Source organism: Glycomyces salinus (assembly GCF_016428645.1).
Taxonomy (GTDB): domain Bacteria; phylum Actinomycetota; class Actinomycetes; order Mycobacteriales; family Micromonosporaceae; genus Glycomyces; species Glycomyces salinus.
The window spans coordinates 1-24,965 of the sequence record NZ_JAELXW010000059.1 but is presented as its reverse complement, the minus strand read 5'-3'; the positions used below and the strand labels follow the sequence as shown (position 1 = coordinate 24,965).

Sequence of the window (24,965 nt, the reverse complement as noted above, 5' to 3'; positions counted from 1 at the left end):
CCGGCGGCCGTGCAAGGCGAAGTCCACAAGGAGGCGGCATTGAGAGCGTTCGGCTCCGAGACCCGTGTGCCGACCCTGGTCGCGGTGCTCGACCTCATCCGCGAGCGCGGAACGGTCAGCCGCGTCGAACTCGCCGAGGCCACCGGGCTCACGCAGGCGTCCATGACGCACGCCGTCCGCAAACTCATGGCGCTCGGCTTCGTCCACGAGGTGGGGACGGCCCGCTCCGGTCGCGGCACGCCTCGCCGGCTCGTGGGGATCCAACCCGATGCCTGCTACATGGTCGGCGTCCAATTCGACCGGTTCATCTCGGTCGGGGTGGTCGTCGACCTGGCCGGCCGTGTGGTGGTGCGACGCGAGCTGCCGCGGGCCGGGGAGCGGGTCCCGGAGGCGGTGCTCCCCGAGCTGGCCCAAGGCGTGCAGTCGATGCTGGCGGCGGCGGGGGCGCCGCGCGACAGGGTCCGCGGTATCGGCCTGGCGACCTATGGTCCGCAGGACCGGGAGGCGGGCGTCCTGCTCACGCAGCAGCCGACTCCCGAGTGGCGGGGTTTCCCGCTGGCGGCGGCGCTGGAGGAGGCCACGGGGCTGCCAGTGACCATCGAGAACGACGCGACGGCGGCGGGTATCGGCATCCAGGCCCTCGGCGGCTCGTCGTCGAGCTTCGCTGTGGTGTTCATGTCGGGCGGCATCGGTTCGGGCCTGATCATCGACGGCCATCCCTACCGGGGGTCCACCTCGAACGGTCTCGAACTCGGCCACATCTCCGTGGACGCCCTCGGGCCGGACTGCGATTGCGGCAACCGCGGCTGTCTGGACAACATCGCCGGGCCGATCGCGGTCTCGGGCCGGGCGCGGGAGAACCCGGGGCTGGCCGCGCGGCTCGGACTCGGGCAGGATCCGCTCAGGGACTTCACCGAGATCGGGCGCGCGGCGGTGGCCGGGGACGCCGAAGCCTCCGAGTTGATCGACACGTCGATACAGCGGTTGTGCGTCGCGACCGTGACCCTGGTGAACCTGTTCGACGTCGGACGTGTCGTCCTCGCGGGCCACGCCTTCGCCGATGTCGGCCCGCTCTACCGCGAGGCGCTTCAGGACGCCTTCGACAACACGGTGTTCATGCGTCAAGTCCACAGTGTCAAGGCCGAGTTGGCCGATGACGTCGCGCACGCGGCCTCCATCGGAGGCGCCATGGTGGTGCTGCGCAACATCCTCGAATCCCAGAACTCGGTGGGCCGGGAACCGGCGACCGGGTGAGCTCGACGCCCGCCGCGCAGTAATTCCAGGTCGCGCAGGCGCTCGGTGGTCCGCGCCGCTTCGGGCACACCGCATTCCCGGTATTTTCGTGCGGCGCGGCGCAGGTGTTGCCGTTCTGCGACCGTGTCGCCTCGCAGGCGGTGCGCGTCCGCGAGGCCGTGGTGGGCGCGTGCGAGTTCGTAGAGGTCCCCATCGGACTCCGCGAGGGCCGCCGCCCGCTCGTGATGCCCGATCGCCTCCTCGGTGAGACCCGAGGCCGTGAGCGCGCGCCCCAGGTGGTTCCTGGCGGTGCGCTCGTACGCGGGGTTGGCCACTTCCTCGGCGTACTCGACCGCGGGGACCAGACGCGATACGGCCTCGTCGACCCGGTCCAGGCGCAGCAGGTCCTCGCCGAGCTCGATCAGGACCGGCACGATCCCGCCTCTGAAGCCCCGCTCGCGGCACGTCTCGAGGCAGGTCGTGTGGAGGTCCAGGGCCGCGGCCGGATCGCCGCTCTCGCGGAGGAGCGTGCCGCGGAAGTTCGCGATGCGGACGGGATTGTAGAGGTCGTCCGCGTCAAGGCGCTGCTCCGACTCGACGAGGCACTGCTCGGCCTCCGCCAGGCGTCCGAGCAGAAGCAGCGGATTGAACATGTTCGCTCTGACGAGCACGATCACCTTGTCTTCCCCGGTGGCTTCGGCCAGTTCGAGCGCTTCGCGATAGACGGCGAGCGACTCGGCGAACCGTCCTGATTGCCGGTGCAGCAGACCTATCATCCTCATCGACAGCGCGGCGGCGCGTACGTCTCCGAGACGCTGTTGGAGGGCGGCGGCCTGTTCGAGGCAGTCGACCGCCTCGGCGCTGCTGCCCATGAACAGGAGGTGCCGGCCCCGGTCAGCCAGGGAGTACGACTCCTTGCGCTCGTCACCGAGACGGCGGGAGAGCTCGAGCGCCAGCTGGTTCACGATCAGGAGCCGCTCGTTGTCGCGGTCGTGGATCCGGAAGGCGCTGGTGGCGGCGGCGAGGTGCCAGGCCGCCTCGAGCCAGCCGACGCGTTCGGCCGCGAACACCGCGGCCGCGAGATTTCCGCGTTCGGCGCGATACCAGGCGTCGGCGCTCTCCCGGTCCTCCAGACCGGGCAGCCCGAGATCGTGGGCCGCCGCGCCCTCGGCGAGCACCGTCATGCTCGGCAGTGTCCACTGATTCGCCACACGGTACGCGTAGTGCAGGTACATCCCGAGCAGTCGGCCGAACGCCTCTTCCCGTTCGTCCTCGCTCTCCTCGAGTTCGACGACCCGGACCGCGAAACGCCGCACCAGGTCGTGCAGTCCGTATCGGCCCGGTGTCCGAGTCTCGGCGAGGTGGAAGTCCACCAGGTTCTCCAGCATCGCCGACGCCCGCGCCTCATCCACGTCGCACAGTGCCGCGGCGGCGCGGGCGTCCACGTCGTCACCGGGAACGAGGCCGAGTCGCCGCAGCAGCCGCCGGTGGTCGTAGTCCAGCTCGCGATAGGAGGCGTTCAGCGCCGCGACGACGCCGCGGAATCCCATGTCGAGTTCGGACAGCAGCCGGTCCTCGTCGGCGAGCCGCTCCAGCAGGTCCTCGGCCTTCCAGAGGGGGCGGCTGCGCAGGCGCGCGGCGGCCAGGCCGATGGCGAGCGGGAGGCGCCCGCAGTACTCCGCGACCGTGGCGGCCTCCTCCTCGGTGATCCGGTCGGCGACCGCCGCGGCGAGCATTTCGACGGCTTCGGGCATCGACGGCGGTTCGAGCGGCACCGGGTACACGCCGGACAGCGGCGACATGTCGCGTCGACTCGTCACCAGGGTCAGGCCGCTCGGGGTTCCGGGAAGGAGCGCTTCCACCTGCTCGGCGCTCGCCGCGTCGTCGAGGACCAGGAGCACTCGGCGGTCGGCGACGGCGCTGCGGAAGCAGGTCGTGAGGTCGTCGACGTCGGCGGGTATGTCCGGGTCGGACAAGCCGAGACGGCGCAGCAGGCCCGTCAGCACCGGCTGAAGGCCCGGGCCGGGGCCTTCCGAGCGCGTGAATCCGTGGAGGTCCGCGAACAGCTGGCCGTCGGGGTACCGGTCGGCGAGGGCGTGAGCGGACGCCAGCGCGAGGGAGGTCTTGCCCACTCCCGCCATGCCGTGCACGGCGACGACGGTGGAGCCGCGGTCGACCGCGGCGATGATCGTGTCCAGCTGCGCCTTCCGACCGGCGAACTCGGCGGGCGGGCGCGGGAGTTCTCGCGGCGCCACCGGCGGGCGTTCCGGAGATCCGGCCATCAGCGCCCGATCGGTCTCGTTCAGTCCCAACGCCTCGGCGAGCAGACGCAGGGTCGCCGCCTGCGGCCGCACTCTGCCGGACTCGATGTCCCGGATCGTGCGCACGCCGACTCCGGCTTTGTGTGCGAGTTCGTCCTGCGTCATCACCGCCTGCACGCGGAGGGACCTGAGGTTGGCGCGGGCAACTGACCCTCGGTCGGACACAAGATCATGATAGGGCAGCCTTGCCGAGGGCGGTCCGGTCGACGTCGCTCCGCGTCGCGGAGTGCGGGGCGGGTGACGGTCCGGCCCCGTGCCGGTAAGCGCCGGTCCTCGGGGTCGGGCACGGGTTCCTCGACCGGTGCCCGGGAGGGCTCGGCGTACACGTCCCAGCCGTCGACCAGAGTGTCGGCCCGTGGGTCGGGCGCCTCTTCCCACTGTTCGGAGTCCGGTTCGGCCCGCTCGTCGGGCACCTCCTCCGCCAGTTCCTCGGCCACCGGCAGCCCTTGTCTCTCCTCTGCGGGCGTGGTGCCGTGCCGGTCGACGCTCGGGCGGTCTTCGGCGCTCAGAATCTTCTCTTCCGCCGGGCGCTCGTCCTCCAGTTCGTCGTCGATCCAGCTGAACGGGTCCTGCTCGTCGGCCGCGTAGGGCCTGCGTTCGTCGGACATCGCCCCTCCTCCCGCTGATGGTCGGGCCTGCGAGGGCGGGTACCCGATCCGGTCGCTCCAACTCCCGAGACGGGAGGGAATTCGGGTCGAACGGGCGCTCGCGGAGTAGGAGCGGACTGCCCGGGTACCCCGTCTCGACCGAATCGTTCACCACAGGGGACGACCGCGGCGCGCCTCATCGGGCCCGAAGGGCCGAGAACGCGCCCCGGTCGGCATCCGAGAGGGGAAGGAATGACCATGGCAGATCAGGCGGCAATGCTCGTCAGGCTCGGCGACACGGACCTGACGGTCGCCAGCGAGGCCGACGACGTGCGCGGACGCGACGTCGTCGACGTCGACGGCGAGGAGGTGGGCCGGGTCGACAGCCTGCTCATCGACCGCGGCGAGCGCAAGGTGCGGTTCCTCGAGGTCGGTTCGGGCGGCTTCCTCGGCATGGGGAAGAAAGAGGTGCTGATCCCGGTCGACGTCGTGACGAGCATCGACGAGGAGCACGTCTACATCAACCGGAAGCGGACGCACGTGGCGGAATCGCCGGGCTACGACCCCGAGCTCACCCCCGAACCGGAACGTCCGTATCTCGAAGAGGTGTACGGCCACTACGGGCTCCCGCCCCACTGGGGGTCCGGTTACGTCTATCCCGGCTTTCCGTTCTCGCCGCGATGATGTCGGCCGCGCCGACGGCGCGGCCTTACCGGTATGGACGGATTGCTCTACGAGGTCTGGCCGGTCGCCCTCGCATCGGGCGTGTTCGTCGTCGCGGGCCTGGTCACGGTCGTCCTCGGCGTGAGGCTGGTCTCGCTCGGCGACGCCCTGGCCGACCGGACCGGGTTGGGGGAGGCGTTCTTCGGGGCGGTGTTCCTCGGCCTGGTCACGTCCCTTTCGGGGATCGTCATGACCGCCGTGAGCGCCGCAGCGGGCGTTCCGGAGCTGGCCTACAGCAACGCCGTGGGCGGCATCGCGGCCCAGACTCTGGCGATCGTGGTCGCCGACGCGGTCTACCGCCGGGTGAACCTGGAGCACGCCGCGGCCTCCGAGCAGAACCTGCTGTTCGGTTGCCTGCTGATCGTGCTGCTGTCGACCGCGCTGCTCGCCTCGTTCAGCCCCGAGGCGACCGTGCTCGGCGTGCATCCGGTGTCGCTGGTGATGATCGCGCTCTACTTCGGCGGGCTGCGGCTGGTGGGCCGAGAGCATCGGCCCATGTGGCGGGCGGTGTCGACGCGCGACACCGAGCCCGACGAGCCCGAGGCCCACCCCGCGTTCGCCGGGCGGCCGAACCGGCGGCTGTGGTCGGAGTTCGGCCTGATCGCGGCCGGGGTCGTCGTCGGGGGCTGGGCGGTGGCGCGGGCCGGGGAGAGCCTGGTCGTCGCCACCGGGCTGCACTCCGGGTTCGTCGGCGGGGTGCTGATGGGCGTCATCAACGCGATACCCGAGACGGTCGCCGCCGTCGCGGCGGTGCGCCGCGGCGCCCTCACCCTGGCGGTGGCCGCCGTCGTCGGCGGGAACTCGCTGGACGCGTTGAACCTCGTGATCGGCGACATCGCCTACCGGGGCGGATCGATCTTCCATGCCGCCACCGGCGATCAGCTGTTCCTGACCACCGCGGCCCTGCTGATGACCGCCGTGCTGCTGGGCGGCCTGCTGGTGCGCCAGCGGCGCGGCTGGCTGCGCCTGGGCTTCGACGGCGTGGTGATGGGCGCGGTCTACCTCGCCGCCGTGATCGTCCTGGCCACGTAAGCGCCGATGTAGAGGCTAATGACGCCGGGGTCGCCGAGGGCCGCGTTCAGCATGTCCTGCGCGGCCAGGATGACCTGTCCGAGGATGAAGGACGCGAACATGAGCGCCTGGCCCGCTGTGAAAGCGCACTCCGCCGCTGGGAAGCCTTCCGAGGCGCGGCGGGATTGACAGAGAATTCGCAGGATTCGGGCGGTGCGGACCGCCGGACGGCGGCGAATAGTCTTACCGGACTCGATTGATTGGAGCTGGCGGCGTGGACTTCGGGTTGTTGGCGAGCCTGGCGGGGCTGGCGGTCCTGGATTCTCTGAACACGTCGACCATGCTGGCGGCGGCGGTGATCGTGCTGACCGCTCGGCGGCCGGCGGCGACCGGATGGGCCTACCTGTCCGGGGCGGTGCTGGCCTTCTACCTGGTGGCGACGGCGCTGCTGCTCGGCGCCTCGGCGGTCGAGGGCTCGGTCGGCGAGTTCTCGATGTGGGCCCGCCGGGCCATCTTCGCGGCGCTGGCGGTGTTCCTGGTGTGGCTCGGCCTGCGGCGTCTGCGTACGCGCCGGAAGCGGCCGCCGGTGCGGCTGCCCGCGTGGGTGAACCCGTGGATCGCCGCCGGACTCGGGGTCCTGACGACGGCCTCGGATCTTCCCAGCGCCTTCCCGCTGTTCTTCGCGGTGAGCCGGCTCGTGGACGCTCCGATCGGCACCGGGCAGGGGTTCGCGCTCCTCGCGGGGTACACCGTCGTATACGCCCTGCCCACGCTCGCGGTGTTCCTGGTCGCGCTCAGGCTCAAGGACCGGATGCGGGACCGGCTGGAGCAGTTCGCGAGCGGCTACGGCGAAGGCGAGGTCGCGGCGAGTCGACCGATCGCGGGACTGTACTTCGCCGCGGCCGCCGCCAGTGCGGCGGTCGCCGTGTTCGTCGTGGGCTGACCGACACCCGCGATTTACGCCATTGTAGGCGGTTTGCCGCGCATCGGAAGTGGGGATTCGCGTTCGGAGGGACCGCGTACGCTATCGTCTGGAACCCTCCGACGAGAAAGCTTCGCATGAGCAGCACTCCCGAAGAACCCCCCGCTCCGTCGCGATCCGAGACCGCCGAAACGCGACCGGGCGGTGAGCGGGCGGCCGAGCCGACACCGACTCAGGCGGCGCTCGGAAAGCCCGATCCCGAGTCCGAGGGCCAGGTCACGTTCTCCGATCCGGCTCCGCCGGTCTACGTCGGTCCTCCCCCGCGTGCCACGAACCCGCTGTGGCGCACCGAGGCCGCGGCTCCGCCGCTGGTCGTCCTGCTGGGCGCGTTCATCGCGCTGTTCGGCGGCTGGGCGGTCTTCCACGAGGACGGGGTGGGCATCGGCCTCGCGCTCACCGGGATCGGGATGCTCGCCGTGGCGATGTTCGCCGGCGGGAGGGAGGACCTCGCCGTCCGGCTCCCCTCCGCGGTCCTGATCGCGGCGCTGTGGGCGGTGGCCGCGATCCGCGACGCCGGATGGGTCGTCACGCTGTGCGCGGTCGCGGCGCTGCTGCTGACGCCGCTGGCGCTCGCCCCGCAGCGCCGGTTCACCGGCATGATCGCGGGGGCGCTCGGGTACTTCGGCGGACTCGCCGCCGCCATCGGGTGGGCCGGCAGGGGACGCCCCGTCCGAAAGGTCGGCGGCGCGGGCGCGGGCCGCACCGTCATGGTCATCCTCGTGACCGCGGTCCTGCTGCTGGTGTTCGGCGGACTCTTCGCCGCCGCCGACCGGAACTTCGCGGACCTGCTGGCGAACCTGTCGCCGGACACGGACCCGGTGGACGTCTTCCTGCGACTGGTCCTGGCGGTCGTCCTGTTCGGACTGCTCCTGCTGTGGGCGTTCACCGCCCTGATGCGGCCGGACTTCGACCCGGAGGAGCCCGCTCGGCCGCGCACCTTGTCGCGCTTCGAGATCGGCGTGCCCCTGGGCTCGCTGAACCTGCTGTTCGCGGTGTTCATCGCCATGCAGCTGCGCACCTACTTCGGCGGCGAGGACTACGTCATGGAGACGGCCGGGCTGACGTTCGCCGAATACGCCCGGCAGGGGTTCTGGCAGCTCAGCGTGGTCGCGGTCCTGGCGCTGGCGGTCATCGCGATCGCGGCGTGGTTCGGGCCGCGCCGGAAGCGGACCGACCGCTGGACGCTCCGACTCCTCCTGGGCGGCCTGTGCGCGATGTCGCTGGTGGTGGTCGCCTCGGCGGCGCTGCGGATGTCCGTCTACTTCGACATGTTCGGGCTGACCAGGATGCGGATGTGGGTGTTCACCGTCGAGATCTGGCTGGCGATCCTGTTCGTGCTGGTGCTGGTGTGCTGCTGGAAGCTGCGCGCCTCGTGGCTGCCGCGGGGGATTCTCGGCTCGGGCGCCCTGGTGCTGCTCGGGCTGGCGGCGATCAACCCGGACGGGTTCATCGCCTCGTACAACGTCGACCGTTTCGAGGACACCGGGAAGCTCGACATGACCTATCTGCAGAGCCTCTCGGCCGACGCCGCGCCCGCGCTGATGGAACTGCCCGAGGACGAGCGCCGCTGCACCATGCGCTGGGGCGATCGCGACGACTGGATAGACCGGGCGCCGCTGGCGTGGAACCTGGGCTACTCGCGGGCCGCCGAACTCAAGCGGGACTTCCGCGGTGTGGACTCCGGCGTGTGCCGCGACCACCTCGGCCCCGGATACGACGACGACCGGATCGGCGGCCCCGGGGCTCCCGAGCCCGACCCTGCCGAGGAATCGACCGACGTCGACGCCGCGGACTACGGGTTCTTCTACGGCGACACCTGCCGCCTGCTCGACACGACCTCGGCCGACGAGATGTTCGGGGAGGACGCGAAGGGCGGCTACGGCGTCGAGCCCGACGGCGCCCGCCAGAGCGGCACCGTCTTCGGAAACATGGACGCCGAAGACGCGACCCCCTACGCGAGCCTCGAATGCGGCTACTTCGGGACCGGCACCGGCCATCTCGTGGTGGAGCTCAACCAGTGGCCCACCGCCGAGCGGGCCGAGGAGGCGCTCACGCAGGACCGGACCTACCACTCCAGCACCGACTACGATGTCGCCGACCTCGGCAGCGAGACCATGTCCGGCTTCACCGCCGTCTACGACAGCCCCACCTACCGGGAGTACAAGTACTCCTTCGCCATGGAGGACCTGGTCTTCGAGGCCGTGGTGACCGAAGGGCCGGTCGGCGACGAGGCTCGGGCGGTCCTCGAAGACCTCACCTACCAGCTCCACGAGCTCTACCTCGAACTCGCCTGACGGTCGCCGGCCCGCGGGGGTGCGGCGGGCCGGTCAGGCGGTGCCGAAGCGCTTGGCCGCGCGCGCCTTGGCCTTGGCGGCCTCGGCCTCCCGGTCACGCGGCGGCGCGGCGGTCACCAGGGAGTCCAGCAGTTCCTGGGTGGCGGCGGCGACCGCGGCCACCGCCCGGTCGAACGCCTCCTGGTTGGCCTGCGACGGCCGCGAGGACCCGCTGACCTTCCGGACGTACTGGAGCGCCGCCGAGGCCACCTCGTCGTCGGTGGCGGGCGGTTCGAAGTTGTGCAGGACCCGAATGTTGCGACACATGCCTCCAGAGTGGCACGGCTGCGGCCCCGCCGCGACTCCGCAGAGGCGCGGCCGGATCGGGGGCGGTCACGGGCGTCGCCGGCCCGGACGGGGGTCCTCGGGCCGGTCCCCGCCGACGCGGCCCGATTCGTAGGCCCACATCGCGGCCTCGACGCGGTTGCGCAGGCCGAGCTTCAGCAGGACTCCTGCGATGTGGGTCTTGACCGTGCCGAGCGACAGGAACAGCCGCTCGCCGATCTCGTTGTTCGTCAGACCTGCGGCCAGGAGCGCGAGCACGTCCTCCTCGCGGTCGGTCAGCGGGGTGGTCGGCCGCCGGACCCGCCGGGCGGGCCGGGAGAACTCGTCGAGCAGCCGCACGGTGACCTGCGGCGAGATGAGGGCGTCGCCGTTCGCGGCGGCGCGGACGGCCTCGCGGATCAGGTGCGGGCCCGCGTCCTTGAGCAGGAAGCCCTTGGCTCCGGCCCGGAGCGCCCCGTGCACGTACTCGTCGAGGTCGAACGTGGTGATGACGACTACCGCGATCGGGTCGGCGACGTGCGCTCCGGCCAGGAGGGAGGTCGCCTCGATGCCGTCGAGGCCCGGCATGCGGATGTCCAGGAGCGCGACGTCGGGGCGCAACCGCCGCGCGAGCCGGACCGCGGCCTCGCCGTCGGCGGCCTCGCCCACCACTTCGATGCCCGGCTGGTTCTCGAGCAGGAGGCGCAGTCCGGTGCGGACCGGTTCCTGGTCGTCGGCGACGAGGACGCTGATCGTGCTCATGAGGTGCCTTCCGGGTTCACGTTTCGCGGGACTCGCCGCCGAGGGGCAGCGTCGCGCGCAGGCTCCACCCGCCGTCGGGGTCGGGGCCGGCCGCGACGTCCCCGCCCAGGAGCGCGGCGCGCTCGGACATGCCGCGCAGTCCGTGGCCGTCGCCGGCGGCCGGGCGCGCGGGTTCGCCGTCGTCGCGGACGAGAATGTGCGCCGCCGCCGAGTCGGCCTGGACCGACACGTCGATCGCGGTGGCGGCGCGGGCATGGCGGCGGGCGTTGGTGACGCCCTCCTGCGCGATCCGGAACAGGGTCGAGGCGACCACGGCGGGCAGGTCTTCGGGGGCGTCGATGCGCACCCGCACCGGCGGCGGACCCGGTTCGGCCAGTCGCGCGAGCTCGTCGAGCCCGGCCGAGGGCGCGTAGTCGGCGGGCGATCGGAGCGCGCGCACGAGCGAGCGCATGTCGGCCAGCACGGCCTGGGCTTCGCGCTCGATGACGCCGACCGACTCGGTCACGCGGGTGGTGTCGTGGGGGTCCTCTCCGACCACCTGCGCCCGGATAACGATTGCCGACAGGTGGTGGGCCACGGTGTCGTGCAGGTCGCGGGCGAGCGCCTCGCGTTCGCGCGCGCGTACGGCGTCGAGCCGCTGCCGCCGCGAGGCCGCCCGCTCGCGCCGGAGCGCCCCGATCAGGCAAGCGCCGCCCAGGAAGGCGATCCCGGCGATGGCATCGGCGATCGGATCGCGGCTGAGCGGGCCGGTCACGGCGAGGCCGACCGCGATGACCGCGCCGCCCGCGATCCTGGCGCGTCCCGAACCCCACCGGAACAGGGCGTAGGGAATCGCCAGGAGCGCGAACATGGTGAACAGCGCGTTCGGGTCGGCGTCGGCGAGGCGCTGCGCGATCGCGAAGCCGACCGTCAGGGAGGTCATGACCGCGACGCAGGTCAGCGGGCGCACGCGCCGCCACGGGAACGCGCACAGGACCGCGAGCGTCACCAGCGTCGTCGCGAGCGGCCATGGGAGGTCGGTGCGCGCGGCGCCCTCGACGAGGGAGGCCCCGGCCAGCGCACCCGCGATCGCGAAGTCCCGCGGTCGCGGACCGGCCGCGCCGGCGGCGCCTGGACGCGTCCACGCGCCGCTCAACCTACCCACGTCTCGAATCCTAAGTCGATGCGGACGGTGATGCTCTTCTTGCCGTACTCGGTCGTGGCGGTGCGGCCGTCGAGGTCGAGTTCGACGGAGTCGAATTCGCCTTCGATGCGCCCCGCCTTCACGATCGGCACCTCGACTCCGGCGGCCGGGGGCCGCTGCGGGTCCAGGTGGATCAGCAGGACGCTGCCGGTCTCGATGCGGAACTTGCCGTGCGCGTCCAGGACCGGTTCGCCCGAGTCGTCCACGGTCGCGTCGAGGGCGGCTCCGGCCTGCGTGTAGTCCCCGCCGACCTCGACGGTCGCGTCCTCGAGCACCAGAGCGCCGCCCTTGACCTGGACCTCGCCGCCGCCCAGGGCGGTGGCCGAGGCGGCCTTGAGGGTTCCGGACTCGACGTGGACGCCGCCGGTGAAGGAGTTGTCGCCGCTGAGGGCGAGCGTGCCGGAGCCGACCTTGTGGAGCTTTCCGGTGCCGCCGATGTCGTTGCGCCAGGCGTCGGCTCGGTGGAAGCCGCCCTTGTCGGCCTCCATGACCACCCGCACGTCGCCGTCGAAGCGGCCGTAGCCGTCGGCGGCGCGGAACAGGTCGAGCCTGCCCCACTGCTCGGGGCCGTCCAGGATCGGGTAGCCCGAGGGCAGCGCGGTCGTGCGCAGGACCTCGCGGCGCTGTCCGGCGTCCAGGTAGGGCAGGCGGGTCTCCAGGAGGGCCTCGGCGCCCTTGGGGACGGACATGTCGGTTTCGGCGCCGCGCCGTTCGAGCATGTAGGTGTAGCGGGGCTCGACGATGGCGCGGTTGGCCTCGCGGTCGGCGTAGGCGTCGGTGTCGGTGCCCCGGTTGTGGGCGTATGCGAACAGTTCGTCGGCGCTGACGCCGGCCCGGTCGGTGAAGTAGGCGAGGGCCTGTTCGCGGGCGGCGGCGCGCAGGTCGGCGTACTGGGGGTCGTAGAGCACGGCGGCCGCCAGCGCCGTGCCGAGGACGCGCCCGCCGATGACGTCGACCGGCGAGTGCATGCCCGAGAGGATCCGGTGGTCGGACAGGTCGGAGGCGCGGGTGACGAGCTCTTGGAAGCGCTCGGGGACGGCGTAGGCGAGGGCGAGGGCCGCCAGCCAGTGGGCGTTGGTGTGGCCGCTGGGGTAGCCGCCGTCCTTCTCGGGTTCGTCGGAGCGCTGGCGCAGGAGTTCGTCGGCCACGTCGGTGTCGGATTCGTAGACGGGGTAGCCGAACGGCGAGAGCCCGCCGGTCTCGACCACTTCGCTGTCGCGGTTCATGCGCCAGGGGCGCGGGTACTGGAAGGTGTACTTGCCGGGGTTGGAGGAGGCGTGCGGGCCGCGCACGGTGTTGACCAGCTCGACGACCTTGCCGAGCTCGGACTCGGGCGAGCCGGCGCCCGTCTGCGAGCCTTCGGGGGCGTCGTCGGGGACCGAGTCGCTGAACTTGCCGTCCGGGATGCCGTCGGGTGCGGCGGTGATCGAGGTGACGGCCTTCGCGCCGGCCTTGTAGAGGTCGGCGAGCGGGCCGAGTCCGGCGATGGCGCTGTAGCTCTGGTGCTGGCGGTCGGAGATGAACGCCTGCTTGCCTCCGGCGGGGGTGCGGTTCGCGGTGGTCTCGACGCAGTGGTCGATGTTGGCGCGCAGGGTCTTGGTGTCGATGGCGCTGCCGTTGTCCCAGTCGGAGCCGGTCTCCCACAGCTCCTCGAAGCCCGAGAGGATGCGGACGGCTGCGTTGGTCTCGGGCGAGAGGTTGTCGGTGGTGTTGGTGATGTAGTCGTCGACGAAGGCGGTCCCGTCCCACTGGGCGGGGCGTGCCGGGGCCGTCGCGATGTTGGGGCTGAAGACGCTCGGGGCGGTGGTGGCCCCGGAGGCGGCCGCCGGTTCGGCGGTCGCGGCGACGGCGGCACCGGCGGCGAGAGCCGCCGAGCCGATGAGGAGGCTGCGGCGGTCGAACCTGTGGTCCTGTTCGGTCATGTTCGTTTATCCCTAGTGCATGTGGATCAATGTTGAAATCACTGTCACCGGGTCTCTTGAACGAGGGTTGTCCGGAGCATGAACCGGCCGTGGAATGGCCCTATCGGTTGCCTTCTCAGGCCGCGACTACGGCGGGGCGGCGGCGCCGGGCCGCGGCGCGGCGGCGGGCGATCACCCATTCGGCGAAGAGGGCGTTGATGATCCATCCCGCGTCCATCTGGAGCAGGCGCGCCAGCATGTCGGGTTCGCCGAAGAGCAGCAGGAACGGGGCCGAGGTGAGGACCTGGGTGCCCGCGCCCATGGCCAGGGCGTAAGCACGCGTCATCCACGCCCCGTGCGCGAAGAAGTCGCGGCGGGCGATCGCGGCCACGCCGAGGACGAGGGAGGCGAGCATGACCCCGCCGACGATGTACCTGGAGATCTCGATCGCGAGGCCGTCGATGGGGCGCACGTCGTAGAAGGCGGCCATCCACAGCCCGGTCACGGCGACGACGACGCCGGTCGGGACGAGCAGGTACCGCCCGGCGAAGCGATGCCAGGCCCGGTGGCGGCGGCGCAGGCTCGGCACGAACTGGAAGGCCCCGACGATCGCGTACACGACCGCGGCGATGATGTGGAGGACCACCGGCACAGGCATCTGCATGAACGCGGCGTTCTCGGCGGTCTCCGGTGCTCCGGAGGCGATCTCGCCGACGCGGACGGCACCGGCGAGCGAGGGCACGAGGGCGAGGAGGATGAGGCCGGCCGCGATGAGCCATTCGCGGCGGGGGATGCGCGTGGAGGTCATACGGCAATCCTGGTCGCGCGGGCCCCTCCCCCACTTCGGCCATGTGGCCTGAACCCGTCAAGCGGGGCCGCCGACGCGGCGATCAGTCCACTTGGGGGACTTCGACGACGACCTTGCCGCGGTGGTCCTCGGCGGCGAGGTGGGCGAGCGCCGTGCGGGACCTCTCAAGCGGGAAGACGCGGTCGATGACCGGGCTGACGACGCCGTCGGCCACCAGCGCGCCGACGCTCTCCAGATCGGTGCGCGACTGCGGCACCACCAGCATTCCGACCCGCTTCCGGGCGGCCAGTCGGATCATCGGCCCGGCGAGCAGGACCGCGAACAGGATGCGCGTGTGGCCTCCGACCATGCGATAAGCCCCACCCGGGCGCAGCGCCCGGTGGACGCGGAACGGCGAGCGGCGGCCGAAGAGGTCCACCACCAGGTCGTATTCGGCGCGGCGGTCGGCCCAGTCCTCCTTCTCGAAGTCGATCGTCTCGTCGGCGCCTATGCGGCGCAGGAAGTCCGCCTTGTCGGCGCGGTCGACGGCCGTCACCTCGGCACCCAGGTGCTTGGCGAGGGCGATCACGAGCGAACCCCCGGATCCGCCCGCGCCGTTGACGAGGACCCGGTCGCCGGGCCGCACCGCGCGGGTGGCGCGGAGGGCGATGCATCCCGCCTGGGGGATCGCCGCCGCCTCGGTGAAGGACATTCCGGGGGGCTTGCGGGCGAGCAGGCGCGGCGGCGTCGCGACGTACTCGGCGAGTCCGCCGCGGTATCCGGCCAGTTCTCCGTACACCTCGTCGCCCGGAGCGTACTCGGTCACCGAGGAGCCGACGGCGGCGACGACTCCGGCCACGTCCGAGCCTGGAATCGGATTGCGCGGTCGACGCAGCCCGGCGATGCGCGCGTAGAAGGGGCGGCCGGCGAGGTTCTCGCGGTCCGAGCCGTTGAGGGAGGCCGCCCGGATCCGTATCAGGATCTGATCGTCCGAGGGGACCGGCTCGGGCACGTCGCCGACCGCGACGTCTTCGGGGGTGCCGTACCGGTCCTGGATCACGGCTCTCATGGGGGCTCCACTCTCGCTCCGGTCGGGGGTTTTTCATCCTATGTGATCGTCATACGGCCCAGGGGGCGTGCGGCCCCGTCATCAGGGCCGGCGGTGGATCGGTCCATGTTGAACCGATTCAACGACTTCGGCCTGATCTTCCCGCCGCAACCGATCTTCAGGCGGTCGGGCTCGGTCTCGGCACCGATTTGACGTCCTCATCTACCCGATCTTGACGAGCAGTTGATCGTTAACTATTGTGTCTATCACGTTTGAATCCTTTCAATCACCGAAGCAAACCGTGTCGCCCCGCACGACGGCACCTAGAGCAACCGGCCGACGAGGAACGTGGGCCGCCCTTATGCATCGATGAAGATGTAGGAGCACGCATGACGACGCTGAACACCCCTCGCGGTTCGGCAGCGACCGACCGCTCGGCCCTCGGCGACACGCGGGTCGAGCGCTGGTACGGGTGGCTCGACGCCGTGGCGTTCATCGGCCTGCTGAACCTGCTGGTCATCGTCTTCACGCTGGCGGGCGGGATCGTCCTCGGTTGGGCGCCGGCGCTGTCGGCCGCGACCTCGTGCAGCCGCAGGCGACTGCGAGGAGACGCGCAGCGCCTGGTCCGCACCTTCGCCGCCCACTGGCGGCGCGAGTTCGCGCACGCCAACCTCATCGCCGCCCCGTCGGCCGCCGCCCTGGCGGCCCTCGGCATCAGCCTCGCCGCCCTGACCGGCCGGGACGGTTCCGGATGGCTCGTGGGCGCGCTCGTCGCGGCGGCCGCCGTCTGCCTCGCGCACCTGGTGCTCGTGCTGACGATGGACGCCCACTACGAACTCCGGCGCGCGCAGTGCGTGCGCCTGGCCTGGGCGTTCCTGGTGAGGTTCCCCGGCGCGCCCCTCCTGCTCACCGCCACCACCGCACTCGTCATCGCGATCACGGCGTTCGTGCCCGGACTGCTGCCCGTGGTCTCCATAGGCGCCTGGGCGTACCTGTGCACGGCTCTGTGCCTGTCGTTCTACGCCGCGAACGAGCGGAACCTCCAAACCCAGACCTGATCCCCGTCAAAGAAATCCCCTTTCGAAAGGACCCCCGATGAACGTTAGAAAGCGCATACCAATCGTCGTCCTCGCGGTGGGCGGACTCGTGCTGTCCGCCTGCTCCGGCGGCGGCGACGATTCCGACCCGCTGGAGACCCTCGACATCATGGCGCCCTTCTATTCCGAGGTGCCCCCGGAGGAGGACGATCCGATCGATGAGGCGCTGAGCGAACTTGTCGGCCACGACATCAGCGTCCAGTGGGTGCCGCACAGCGAATACGGCGACAAGGTCAACGTTACCCTTGCGGGCGACGACATCCCCGACGTCATGGTCATCGAGGACAAGAACCAGTCCTTCGTCCAGACCGCCGAAGCTGGCGGGTTCTGGGACCTCACCGACTACCTCGCCTCCGGCGACTACCCCAACCTCGTCGCCGAGAACCCCGAGGTACAGGAGGCGACCAGCGTCAACGGCACCGTCTACGGCGTCTACCGCGCCCGCGACGTCATCAGGCACAGCGTGATCCTGCGGGCGGACTGGCTCGACAATCTCGACATGGATCCGCCCGAAACCACCGACGACCTCATGGAGATCGCGCGGGCCTTCACCGAGGACGACCCCGACGGCAACGGCGAGGACGACACCTACGGCATGATCAACATCGAGTGGCCCGCCGCGATCGGCACCGGCAGCCCTTACGACGCCATCGAGGTCTGGCACGGCGCCGGCAACGTCTGGAAGGACGAAGGCGGCACGCTCACTCCATCATTCGAAACTCCGGAGTGGAAGCAGGCAGTAGAGTACGAGCGCGAGATGGTCGAGAACGGCTACCTCAACCCCGACTACGCCACGATGGCTCCCGAGGACTGGAACACCCCGTTCCTCAACGGCGAGGGCGGCATCATCGTCGATGTCCAGTCCCGCGCCAGCCAGCTCGTCGGCCTGTTCAAGGAGCAGGACCCCGAGACCTTCGATCAGTACGTCGCGCTCGCGGGCCAACTCGAAGGACCGAACGGGACCTATTCGATGCCGACCCCCGGCCACAAAGGCATCCTGGCGATCCCCAAGTCCGGCGTGCAAACCGAGGAACAGCTCGAAGAGGTGCTGACCACCCTCAACAACCTCAACAGCACCGAGGCGCAGAACCTCATGAACAACGGGATCGAGGGCGATAACTACACCGTCGAGGACGGCGTCGCGGTCCGCGACCCCGAGAGGCAGGACTTCACCGACCAGGTGACCGGTGCTTGGGCCCAACTCGGCATGAACGTCGCCGGCTACAACGCCTATCCGCTCGCGAAGGAGACCGAGTTCGAGCAGGAACTGGAGGACCTTCGGCTCGATCTCCAGTCCGAGGACCTCGAGAACGCCGTCTTCAACCCGGCGGCGAGCCTGGTGTCAGAGACCTACACCACCAACGGCGTTCAGCTCGACACCATGATCGCCGACGCCCGCATCCAGTACATCGACGGGCAAATAGACGACGCCGGGCTGCAGGACGTATTCGACCAGTGGCATTCCAGCGGCGGAGACGATGTGCTGGCCGAGCTGAACGACCTCTACTCGGAACTCGACTGACCCTCCGATACGGGGCGAGCCGTCCCCCGGACGCCCGCCCCGACCCCCGACCCCCGACCCCCGACCCCCGAGGAGCCTGCGTTGACGACCGTCCTGAAGGTCGATCCCGAGCCCCCGCGAACGCGGCCCGGCGCCCGGCGGCGGAGATTCCTGACCGACGTGGTGCGCTACCGGTGGCTGATCTTCATGATGCTGCCGGGGATCGTGTACTTCGTTCTGTTCAGGTTTTGGCCGATGTACGGGGCCCACATCGCGTTCAAGAACTACATCCCGTTCCTCGGCATCGAGGGCAGCGAATGGGTCGGCCTGGCCCACTTCGAGGAGTTCTTCACCAACCCCGACTTCCCGCGCCTGCTGACGAACACGCTGATCGTCGCCTCGCTCAGCCTGTTCATCGCGTTCCCGCTCACCATCGTGCTGGCCCTGCTGCTCAACGAACTGCGCCTGACGATCCTCAAACGGACCGTGCAGACACTCGTCTACATCCCCCACTTCCTGTCGTGGACGGTCGTGGTGTCGCTGACCGCGCTGCTGTTCGCCATCGGAAACGGGCCGCTGTGGACATTCTTCAACGACCTATTCGGCACCGACTCCAACATGCTCGCCGACCCCGACTGGTTCCGGCCGCTCATTCTCATGCAGATGGTCTGGAAGGACACCGGCTGGGGCACGATCATCTTCCTCGCGGCCCTGGCCGGGGTCGACCAGGAGCAGTACCAGGCGGCGATCATCGACGGCGCGGGCCGCTGGCAGCGCGTCTGGCACATCACGCTGCCCTCCATCCGGCCGGTGATCATCATCCTGCTCATCCTCCAGACCGGACGGTTCCTCGACACTGGCTTCGAGCAGATCTACCTCATGTCGAATTCGTTGAACCGCGATGTCGCCGACGTTTTCGACACCTACGTCTACTTCACCGGCATCCAGCAGGGGGCATATAGCTACTCCACGGCCATAGGCCTATCCAAGGCGCTCGTCGGAGTGGTGCTCATCTTCGGGACCAACTGGCTCGCCAAGCGCTTCAATCAACAGGGGATCTTCTGATGGCTTCCACAGCGCAAAAGCGGTTCAACACCCGCGCCGGACGCGTCTTCGACGTGGTGAACATCGTCCTGCTCGTCGCGGTGGGGCTGCTCGCGGTGCTGCCGTTCGTCTACGTGCTGGCCGGCTCGTTCGCGACCGAGGTCGAGATCGCCACGCGGCCGTTCTTCGTGTGGCCGAACGAGTTCACCACCGAATCGTACGAGTCGATCCTGACCTCGGACGTGTTCGTGCGGGCCTTCTTCACGACCGTGGTGGTCACGCTCGTCGGCACGCTGGTCCAACTGGCGCTGACGGCGCTGATGGCCTACCCGCTGTCGAAGGTGGACCTGCCGGGCCGCCGCACGATCCTCAGCCTGGTCGTCTTCACGATGGTCTTCAGCGCGGGCATGATCCCGACGTTCCTGGTGGTCCAGCAGCTGGGCCTGCTCGACACGTACTGGGCGCTGTTCCTGCCGATGGCGATCAACCCCTTCAGCCTGATCATCATCAAGAACTTCTTCCAGCAGCTCCCGGTCGAGCTCCAGGAGTCGGCCCGGATCGACGGGGCGAACGAGCTCCAGGTGCTGCGCCACGTCGTCCTGCCGCTGTCCAAGCCGGTGCTGGCGACGTTCGCGCTGTTCTACGCCGTCGGCATCTGGAACGACTACATGTCGCCGCTGCTGTACCTGAGCGACACCAGCAAGTGGACGCTCCAGATGGTGCTGCGCCAGGTCACCGCCGCGGCGTCCCTGTCGGCCGACGAGATGGGCTCGGACGTGCCGCCGCCGGCCGAGGGCATCAAGTTCGCCGTGGTGATCGTGGCCACCATTCCGGTGCTCCTGGCGTACCCGTTCCTCCAGAAACACTTTGCCAAGGGAATGCTCATAGGAAGCGTGAAAGGCTGATGACGATCCACCTCGCGGGCGACTCGACGGTCGCCCCCACCGACCACGGCGCCACCTCGGGCCGAGAGGACCTGCCGCTCCTGGGCTGGGGCGACGAGCTCGCCCGGTTCACCGACCAGGACGTGCGGAACCTGGCCGTCGGCGGCGCGACCACCAAGTCCTTCCGCGACGAGGGCCACTGGGACAAGGTCGCCGCCGAGCTGCGGCCCGGCGACACCGTGGTGATCCAGTTCGGACACAACGACCAGAAGGAGCCCGAGGTCCTCGCCGCCGAGGGCGGCTACAGGGCCCGGCTGGCCGAGTTCGTCGCCGAGGTCCGCGCCGCCGGAGCCCGGCCCGTCTTGGCCACCAGCGTCGAACGCCGAATGTTCGACGAGGAAGGGCGGCTGCGGTACTCGCACGGCCCCTACCCGGCGACGGTCCGAGCGCTCGGTCATGAGCTCGACGTGCCCGTCATCGACCTGAACGTGTTCTCCAGGTGGCTCTACACCTGGATGGGCGAGGACGAATCGGCCGTGCTGTTCGTGCACGGCGCGGCCGCGAAGCTCGGCGTCGAGGTCGACGACCAACTGGCCAAGGACAACACGCACTTCACGACGGCCGGAGCCGCCGCTGTGGCACGGTTCGTCGCGGAGGCGCTGCGCGCCCTCGACGGCGACGGCGGGGACGCCGAGCCGCTCGGCCTGTGGCTGGTGCGGCCGTGAGTACGTATCGCAACCCGCTGGCCGATCCGTCCGATCTCGACGGCTGGGTGGCGGAAGGACCGGTCGGCCTGGAGTTCCGCGACGGCGGCATGGTCCTGTCCAGCGCCGCCGACGAGGCGGCCCTGGCCGCAGACGGGCGCGGCGACCACGCCCACTTCACGTTCTGGTGCCCGGAGGTGTTCGGCGCCGACGTGGAGGTCTCGTGGGACTTCCGGCCGCTGTCCGGGGAGGGCCTGGCGATGCTGTTCTTCGCCGCGACCGGCACCGGCGGGCGCGACCTGTTCGACCCGTCGCTGGCGACGCGCACCGGCTACTACCCGCAGTACCACTCCGGCGACGTGTCGACGATGCACGTGTCGTACCTGCGCCGCAAGTGGCCCGCCGAGCGGCGCTTCCGCACCTGCAACCTGCGCAAGAGCCCGGGGTTCCGGTTGGTCGCGCAGGGCGCCGACCCGCTTCCCGGCCCCGAGGACGCCGACGGCCACTACCGGGTGCGCGTCACCAAGCGCGGCGGCGAGGTGTCCTTCGCGATCGACGACCTGGACCTGTTCACGTTCCACGACGACGAGCCGCTGGGCGCGGGCAGGATCGGCTTCCGCCAGATGGCCCCGCTCGCGGCCCACTACCGCAACCTCGAGGTGACTCCACTCCCGTGAATACCGCCGCTACCGACACCGAAGTGCCCTTGCGCTGGCTCGACGACGTCCCGCCCGACCTCGCCTTGGGCGGGGTCACGTGCGGCGTCCCGTTCGCGTGCGGCGCCGTCGCCGAGTCGGCGTCGCTTTCCGTGGTCGACGCCGACGGCGCTCCGGTCCCCGCCCAGGTGTGGCCGCTGGCGGCGTGGCCGGACGGCAGCGTCAAGTGGGTCGGGGTCGCGCTCGGCGCCGACCGCGAGCCCTCCGGCGGGTACCGGGTCGTCCAGGGCGGCGGATCGACGGACCCGGCGGTCCGCGTCAAGGCGATCTCCGGCGCGGACGGCGTGGTGGTCGACACCGGCGTGTGCCGCGTCGTCGTGGCCGATTCGGGGCCTGAGCTCGTGCGTTCGGTCCGGATCGGAGGCGCGGAGGTGGCGGCCTCGGGCAGGCTGGTCTCCAGCCGCCAGGACCACCCCGAGCCCGACGTGCGCGGCCGGGTCGACGCGGTCGGGCACGTGACCGGCTGCGAGGTGGAGCAGGACGGGCCGCTGCGCGCGGTCGTGCGCGTCACCGGGGTCCACCGCGACGAGTCCGGCCGGGAGTGGCTGCCGTTCACGGTGCGGCTGGTGTTCGCCGCCGGAGCGGCCACGTTCCGGCTGGTCCACTCCTTCGTGTGGGACGGCGATCCCGAGCGCGATTTCCTCTCCTCGCTCGGGCTGCGGTTCACGGTGCCGCTGCGGGAGGCGTGGCACGACCGGCACGTGCGCCTGGCCGGGGCGGACGGGGGCTTCCTGCGGGAGGCGGTGCGCGGGCTGACCGGGCTGCGCCGCGACCCGGGCGCCGAAGTCCGGGCCGCGCAGATGGACGGGCGTCCCACGCCGCCGCCGTCCGAATGGGACCGTTCGGTGGACCGGCTGGCGCGCTGGATACCGACCTGGAGCGACTACTCGCTGCGCCAGTTGAACGCGAACGGGTACACCGTCCACAAGCGCACGGCCGCCGACAGGCCGTGGATCGACGTCACGCAGGGCACTCGCGCCGAAGGGCTGGCCTACATCGGCGACGTCTCCGGCGGGCTCGCTCTCGGACTGACCGGGTTCTGGCAGTCGCACCCGACCGGCCTGGACGTGCGCGGCGCCGACTCGGAGGCGGCGACGCTGACGGCGTGGCTGTGGTCGCCGGAGGCGGCCCCGATGGACCTGCGGTTCTACCACGACGGCCTCGGGCAGGAGGATTACGCCGACCAGCTCGACGCCCTCGAGATCACCTATGAGGACTACGAGCCCGGGTTCGGTTCGGCGCACGGCATCGGCCGCACCCACGAGCTGACCGTGTCTCCGTTCGAGGCCACCCCCCGGATCGAGGAGCTGGCGCGAATCGCGCGCGGGACCGCCGTCCGGCCGCAGCTCGTGCCCGAGCCGCGGGCGCTGCACGCGGCCGGGGTGCTGGGCGACTGGGACCTCCCCGACCGCGCCGAGCCGCGCCGGGCCGCGCTGGAGGACCGACTGGACTTCCTGCTCGACTTCTACGTCGGCCAGGTCGACCAGCGGTCCTGGTACGGATTCTGGAACTTCGGCGACGTCATGCACGCCTACGACCGCGACCGCCACACCTGGCGCTACGACGTCGGCGGATACGCGTGGGACAACTCCGAGCTGTCCCCGGACCTGTGGCTGTGGACCTCGTTCCTGCGCACCGGCCGCGCGGACGTGTTCCGCCTGGCCGAGCGCATGACCAGGCACACCGGGGACGTGGACGTGTACCACGCCGGACCGTGGAAGGGCCTGGGCAGCAGGCACAACGTCCAGCACTGGGGTTGCAGCGCCAAGCAGGTGCGCATCTCCACGCCCGCCTACCGGCGGTTCCACTACTTCCTGACCGGCGATGAGCACACGCGCGATTTGATGCTGGAGCTGCGGGACTCCGACGCGACGTTCCTGGCCCTCGACCCCACCCGCAAGGTGCGGTCCGACGCGGCCACCTACCGTCCGGAGCGCCGCGCGCTCGCGGTCGGGCTCGGGACCGACTGGAGCGCCCTGGCCGCGACGTGGCTGGCGGACTGGGAGATCACCGGCGACGAGCGGTCGCGGGACCGGCTGGTCGGCACGATGAGCGACATCGGCGCGCTGCCGCACGGGTTCTTCACCGGCGAGGCACTGTACGACCTGGACACGGGCCGGTTCGACACCTCGCGGGACCGGGTCTCGGTCTCGCACCTCTCGGCCGTGTTCGGGCTGGTCGAGGTGTGCAGCGAACTGGTGGGCCTGGTGGACGCGGGGCAGGTCGAGGCGCCCGGGTTCCGGGAGGCGTGGTTGCAGTACTGCCGGCTCTATCTGGCGACTCCCGAAGAGCAGGAGGCCGAGTTGGGCGTGGCGCCGACGGGGTTCAATCTCAAGCAGGCGCACTCCAGGCTGGCGGCGTTTGCAGCGGACCGGCTCGGCGACGAAGGGCTCGCCGACCTGGCGTGGCGGTCGTATTTCGAGGGTGGCGAGTTCATGGGCGAGGAGGCGTTCCGGGCGGTGACGATCCTGCCGCCGGAGGTGCCGTCCCCGGTGGACGAGGCGCGGACCCTGTCCACGAACGACGCCGCGCAGTGCGGCCTGGCCACGATCCAGAACCTGGCTCTGATCGGGCACCGGCTGGCCGAGGCGACCTGACGTGGGCATTGCGGTGGCGGGCTAGGGAACCGATCGGCCCGCCATCGCGCCCAGTTCCGGGGGGTTCTGGGTGAGGACGGTCGACTCGAACCACATGGACAGTCGGCCGCAGTCGCAGCGGGCGTACACGACCGTGCCGGTGGAGGTGCGGTGGCTGGAGACCACCGTCATGGCGGCGCTCATGCCCAGCTCGCACAGCGGGCAACGGTCTCGGGGAGAGCTCTGAGTGTTGGTCATAGGGCAAGTCTCGGCCTAGGATCGTACGAGAACAACGAAAGTTCTCCCATCGTATCTTGCGAGGTCTTCGAATGATCGACTCGAGGCTCCAGACCCTGCGGGTCCTGCGCACGCACGGCACGGTCACCGCCGCCGCCCTGGCGCTGCACCTGACGCCGTCCACGGTCTCGCACCAGCTCAAGCAGCTCGCCGCCGAGACCGGGATCCGGCTGCTGGAGCCCAACGGCCGCCGGGTCCGGCTCACCCCCGCCGCCGAGCTCCTGCTCGAACACGCCGATGTCCTCTACGCCCAATGGGAGCGGACCAAGGTCGACCTGGCCGCCCTCGCGGACGGCGAGATCGGCGGCCTGCGGCTGTGCGGCCTGGCGAGTACCGTCTCGGCCTTCATCGCCCCGGCGGCGAAACGGCTGCGCGAGTCGTGGCCCGGACTGCGGCTGCATTTGGCGGCGGTCGAGTCGGACGAGGCGTTCGGGATGCTCGAGTCGGGCGACGCCGACATTGCCGTCATCAATCCGACCGACGCCGCTCCCCCGCCGAGCGACCCGCGCTTCGAGCAGCAGTTCCTCATGGACGATCCCGAGGATCTGCTGGTGCCGGCCGACCACCGGCTGGCCGGGCGCGAGAGCGTGGAGCTGATCGAGGCCGCCGATGAGGAGTGGGTGAGCATGCCCGGGTGCATCGACCAGGAGCAGCTGCTGCTCAGTTCCGCCAAGGCGGCCGGATTCGCTCCCGACATCGCCCACCGGGCCGACCACTGGGGAACCGTTTCCGGGCTGGTGTGCACCGGTTTCGGGGTGACCCTGATATCGCGGCTGATGCCGATCCCGGCCGGGCACGAAGTGGTGCGGGTGCCCATCCGCGGCAATCCGGTGCCGACGCGTCGCCTGTTCACCGCCGTGCGGCGAGGCAGCGCCGAGCAGCCGGCGATCGCCCGCGGCCTCGCCGCGATCCGCGAGGAGGCCACCCGCGAACTCCCTCACTGAGCGCCGGCGGCTTAGTGATTGATCGCTAGTTGCTACAGGTCGGGGCCGTCTGTCGGGTCGGTATCGA

22 protein-coding genes and 1 pseudogene are annotated in these 24,965 nt (G+C 70.7%); 13 read left to right on the top strand and 10 right to left on the bottom strand.

The window, feature by feature from the left end; all coding sequences use genetic code 11:
• The first annotated feature begins 39 nt into the window (after nucleotides 1–39).
• Nucleotides 40–1,254: an ROK family transcriptional regulator gene (locus JFB92_RS25640; RefSeq protein ID WP_233163388.1), complete on the top strand. Its 1,215-nt coding sequence runs from the start codon at nucleotides 40–42 to the stop codon at nucleotides 1,252–1,254.
• A 197-nt stretch (nucleotides 1,255–1,451) separates the two neighbouring features.
• Here the strand turns inward: JFB92_RS25640 and JFB92_RS16310 are convergent.
• Both JFB92_RS16310 and JFB92_RS16305 read right to left on the bottom strand, forming a co-directional pair.
• Nucleotides 1,452–3,659, bottom strand: a pseudogene (locus JFB92_RS16310) (tetratricopeptide repeat protein); the annotation flags it as partial.
• Nucleotides 3,659–4,162 (bottom strand): hypothetical protein, encoded by a 504-nt coding sequence (locus JFB92_RS16305; protein ID WP_199041105.1) that lies wholly within the window; start codon nucleotides 4,160–4,162, stop codon nucleotides 3,659–3,661. The pseudogene JFB92_RS16310 and the gene JFB92_RS16305, both read right to left, overlap by 1 nt.
• Nucleotides 4,163–4,399: 237 nt before the next feature.
• Between JFB92_RS16305 and JFB92_RS16300 the strand changes: the two genes are divergently transcribed.
• Both JFB92_RS16300 and JFB92_RS16295 read left to right on the top strand, forming a co-directional pair.
• Nucleotides 4,400–4,825, top strand: a complete 426-nt coding sequence (locus tag JFB92_RS16300; protein WP_199041102.1) for a PRC-barrel domain-containing protein — start codon at nucleotides 4,400–4,402, stop codon at nucleotides 4,823–4,825.
• A 33-nt stretch (nucleotides 4,826–4,858) separates the two neighbouring features.
• On the top strand, nucleotides 4,859–5,896 hold the full coding sequence (locus JFB92_RS16295) for a sodium:calcium antiporter (RefSeq protein ID WP_199041099.1): 1,038 nt from the start codon (nucleotides 4,859–4,861) through the stop codon (nucleotides 5,894–5,896).
• Here JFB92_RS16295 and JFB92_RS26245 read toward each other — a convergent pair.
• Complete coding sequence (locus JFB92_RS26245; protein ID WP_269847977.1) at nucleotides 5,863–5,997, bottom strand: hypothetical protein; 135 nt, start codon at nucleotides 5,995–5,997, stop codon at nucleotides 5,863–5,865. The genes JFB92_RS16295 and JFB92_RS26245 overlap by 34 nt on opposite strands.
• A gap of 152 nt (nucleotides 5,998–6,149) precedes the next feature.
• Between JFB92_RS26245 and JFB92_RS16290 the strand changes: the two genes are divergently transcribed.
• Entirely contained in the window at nucleotides 6,150–6,818 is a 669-nt protein-coding gene (locus JFB92_RS16290) for a GAP family protein (protein ID WP_199041096.1), read from the top strand.
• Between the two features lie 116 nt (nucleotides 6,819–6,934).
• Nucleotides 6,935–9,151 carry a DUF4153 domain-containing protein gene (locus JFB92_RS16285; RefSeq protein WP_199041093.1) on the top strand — a complete coding sequence of 739 codons (2,217 nt, stop codon included), beginning with the start codon at nucleotides 6,935–6,937 and terminating at the stop codon, nucleotides 9,149–9,151.
• Between the two features lie 33 nt (nucleotides 9,152–9,184).
• Here JFB92_RS16285 and JFB92_RS16280 read toward each other — a convergent pair whose 3' ends face one another.
• The 6 genes from JFB92_RS16280 to JFB92_RS16255 form a co-directional block, all read right to left on the bottom strand.
• Nucleotides 9,185–9,457 carry a DUF2277 domain-containing protein gene (locus JFB92_RS16280; protein ID WP_199041089.1) on the bottom strand — a complete coding sequence of 91 codons (273 nt, stop codon included), beginning with the start codon at nucleotides 9,455–9,457 and terminating at the stop codon, nucleotides 9,185–9,187.
• Between the two features lie 66 nt (nucleotides 9,458–9,523).
• The gene (locus JFB92_RS16275) at nucleotides 9,524–10,216 is read right to left on the bottom strand and encodes a response regulator (RefSeq protein WP_199041086.1); all 693 of its coding nucleotides are present in this window, start codon (nucleotides 10,214–10,216) and stop codon (nucleotides 9,524–9,526) included.
• 16 nt (nucleotides 10,217–10,232) lie between these two features.
• Nucleotides 10,233–11,360, bottom strand: coding sequence for a sensor histidine kinase (locus JFB92_RS16270; RefSeq protein WP_199041083.1), 1,128 nt, complete (start codon nucleotides 11,358–11,360; stop codon nucleotides 10,233–10,235).
• On the bottom strand, nucleotides 11,348–13,321 hold the full coding sequence (locus tag JFB92_RS16265) for a phosphatase PAP2 family protein (RefSeq protein WP_199041080.1): 1,974 nt from the start codon (nucleotides 13,319–13,321) through the stop codon (nucleotides 11,348–11,350). Before JFB92_RS16265 ends, JFB92_RS16270 begins: the two co-directional genes overlap by 13 nt.
• A 115-nt stretch (nucleotides 13,322–13,436) precedes the next feature.
• Nucleotides 13,437–14,108, bottom strand: a complete 672-nt coding sequence (locus JFB92_RS16260; RefSeq protein WP_199041078.1) for a DUF2306 domain-containing protein — start codon at nucleotides 14,106–14,108, stop codon at nucleotides 13,437–13,439.
• Between the two features lie 82 nt (nucleotides 14,109–14,190).
• Nucleotides 14,191–15,156, bottom strand: a complete 966-nt coding sequence (locus tag JFB92_RS16255) for an NAD(P)-dependent alcohol dehydrogenase (RefSeq protein ID WP_199041076.1) — start codon at nucleotides 15,154–15,156, stop codon at nucleotides 14,191–14,193.
• Between the two features lie 368 nt (nucleotides 15,157–15,524).
• Here JFB92_RS16255 and JFB92_RS16250 point away from each other — a divergent pair, with 368 nt between their 5' ends.
• From JFB92_RS16250 to JFB92_RS16220, 7 genes are all read left to right on the top strand, one after another.
• Nucleotides 15,525–16,193, top strand: coding sequence for a YesL family protein (locus JFB92_RS16250; RefSeq protein ID WP_199041074.1), 669 nt, complete (start codon nucleotides 15,525–15,527; stop codon nucleotides 16,191–16,193).
• A 37-nt stretch (nucleotides 16,194–16,230) separates the two neighbouring features.
• Complete coding sequence (locus JFB92_RS16245) at nucleotides 16,231–17,754, top strand: extracellular solute-binding protein (RefSeq protein WP_199041072.1); 1,524 nt, start codon at nucleotides 16,231–16,233, stop codon at nucleotides 17,752–17,754.
• A gap of 150 nt (nucleotides 17,755–17,904) precedes the next feature.
• The gene (locus tag JFB92_RS16240; RefSeq protein ID WP_372451655.1) at nucleotides 17,905–18,798 is read left to right on the top strand and encodes an ABC transporter permease; all 894 of its coding nucleotides are present in this window, start codon (nucleotides 17,905–17,907) and stop codon (nucleotides 18,796–18,798) included.
• On the top strand, nucleotides 18,798–19,682 hold the full coding sequence (locus tag JFB92_RS16235) for a carbohydrate ABC transporter permease (protein ID WP_199041068.1): 885 nt from the start codon (nucleotides 18,798–18,800) through the stop codon (nucleotides 19,680–19,682). The genes JFB92_RS16240 and JFB92_RS16235 overlap by 1 nt, the downstream gene beginning before the upstream one ends.
• Nucleotides 19,682–20,386: a rhamnogalacturonan acetylesterase gene (locus tag JFB92_RS16230; RefSeq protein ID WP_199041065.1), complete on the top strand. Its 705-nt coding sequence runs from the start codon at nucleotides 19,682–19,684 to the stop codon at nucleotides 20,384–20,386. The genes JFB92_RS16235 and JFB92_RS16230 overlap by 1 nt, the downstream gene beginning before the upstream one ends.
• Complete coding sequence (locus JFB92_RS16225) at nucleotides 20,383–21,042, top strand: DUF1961 family protein (RefSeq protein WP_199041062.1); 660 nt, start codon at nucleotides 20,383–20,385, stop codon at nucleotides 21,040–21,042. The genes JFB92_RS16230 and JFB92_RS16225 overlap by 4 nt, the downstream gene beginning before the upstream one ends.
• Nucleotides 21,039–23,678: an exo-rhamnogalacturonan lyase family protein gene (locus JFB92_RS16220; RefSeq protein ID WP_199041059.1), complete on the top strand. Its 2,640-nt coding sequence runs from the start codon at nucleotides 21,039–21,041 to the stop codon at nucleotides 23,676–23,678. Before JFB92_RS16225 ends, JFB92_RS16220 begins: the two co-directional genes overlap by 4 nt.
• A 21-nt stretch (nucleotides 23,679–23,699) precedes the next feature.
• Here JFB92_RS16220 and JFB92_RS16215 read toward each other — a convergent pair whose 3' ends face one another.
• A complete protein-coding gene (locus tag JFB92_RS16215) occupies nucleotides 23,700–23,915 on the bottom strand; it encodes a hypothetical protein (RefSeq protein WP_199041056.1) in 216 nt (71 codons plus the stop codon).
• A gap of 71 nt (nucleotides 23,916–23,986) precedes the next feature.
• On the opposite strand from JFB92_RS16215, the gene JFB92_RS16210 reads away from it, so the two are divergent.
• Nucleotides 23,987–24,898, top strand: coding sequence for a LysR family transcriptional regulator (locus JFB92_RS16210; protein WP_199041054.1), 912 nt, complete (start codon nucleotides 23,987–23,989; stop codon nucleotides 24,896–24,898).
• Nucleotides 24,899–24,965: the final 67 nt, after the last annotated feature.

Excerpts from the sequence above, each read along its gene's own strand:
- JFB92_RS16305 (WP_199041105.1), bottom strand. The coding sequence starts at position 4,162 with ATGTCCGACGAACGCAGGCCCTACGCGGCCGACGAGCAGGACCCGTTC.
- JFB92_RS16300 (WP_199041102.1), top strand. The coding sequence starts at position 4,400 with ATGGCAGATCAGGCGGCAATGCTCGTCAGGCTCGGCGACACGGACCTG.
- JFB92_RS16295 (WP_199041099.1), top strand. The coding sequence starts at position 4,859 with ATGGACGGATTGCTCTACGAGGTCTGGCCGGTCGCCCTCGCATCGGGC.
- JFB92_RS26245 (WP_269847977.1), bottom strand. The coding sequence starts at position 5,997 with ATGTTCGCGTCCTTCATCCTCGGACAGGTCATCCTGGCCGCGCAGGAC.
- JFB92_RS16285 (WP_199041093.1), top strand. The coding sequence starts at position 6,935 with ATGAGCAGCACTCCCGAAGAACCCCCCGCTCCGTCGCGATCCGAGACC.
- JFB92_RS16280 (WP_199041089.1), bottom strand. The coding sequence starts at position 9,457 with ATGTGTCGCAACATTCGGGTCCTGCACAACTTCGAACCGCCCGCCACC.
- JFB92_RS16275 (WP_199041086.1), bottom strand. The coding sequence starts at position 10,216 with ATGAGCACGATCAGCGTCCTCGTCGCCGACGACCAGGAACCGGTCCGC.
- JFB92_RS16265 (WP_199041080.1), bottom strand. The coding sequence starts at position 13,321 with ATGACCGAACAGGACCACAGGTTCGACCGCCGCAGCCTCCTCATCGGC.
- JFB92_RS16260 (WP_199041078.1), bottom strand. The coding sequence starts at position 14,108 with ATGACCTCCACGCGCATCCCCCGCCGCGAATGGCTCATCGCGGCCGGC.
- JFB92_RS16255 (WP_199041076.1), bottom strand. The coding sequence starts at position 15,156 with ATGAGAGCCGTGATCCAGGACCGGTACGGCACCCCCGAAGACGTCGCG.
- JFB92_RS16250 (WP_199041074.1), top strand. The coding sequence starts at position 15,525 with ATGACGACGCTGAACACCCCTCGCGGTTCGGCAGCGACCGACCGCTCG.
- JFB92_RS16245 (WP_199041072.1), top strand. The coding sequence starts at position 16,231 with ATGAACGTTAGAAAGCGCATACCAATCGTCGTCCTCGCGGTGGGCGGA.
- JFB92_RS16235 (WP_199041068.1), top strand. The coding sequence starts at position 18,798 with ATGGCTTCCACAGCGCAAAAGCGGTTCAACACCCGCGCCGGACGCGTC.
- JFB92_RS16230 (WP_199041065.1), top strand. The coding sequence starts at position 19,682 with ATGACGATCCACCTCGCGGGCGACTCGACGGTCGCCCCCACCGACCAC.
- JFB92_RS16215 (WP_199041056.1), bottom strand. The coding sequence starts at position 23,915 with ATGACCAACACTCAGAGCTCTCCCCGAGACCGTTGCCCGCTGTGCGAG.
- JFB92_RS16210 (WP_199041054.1), top strand. The coding sequence starts at position 23,987 with ATGATCGACTCGAGGCTCCAGACCCTGCGGGTCCTGCGCACGCACGGC.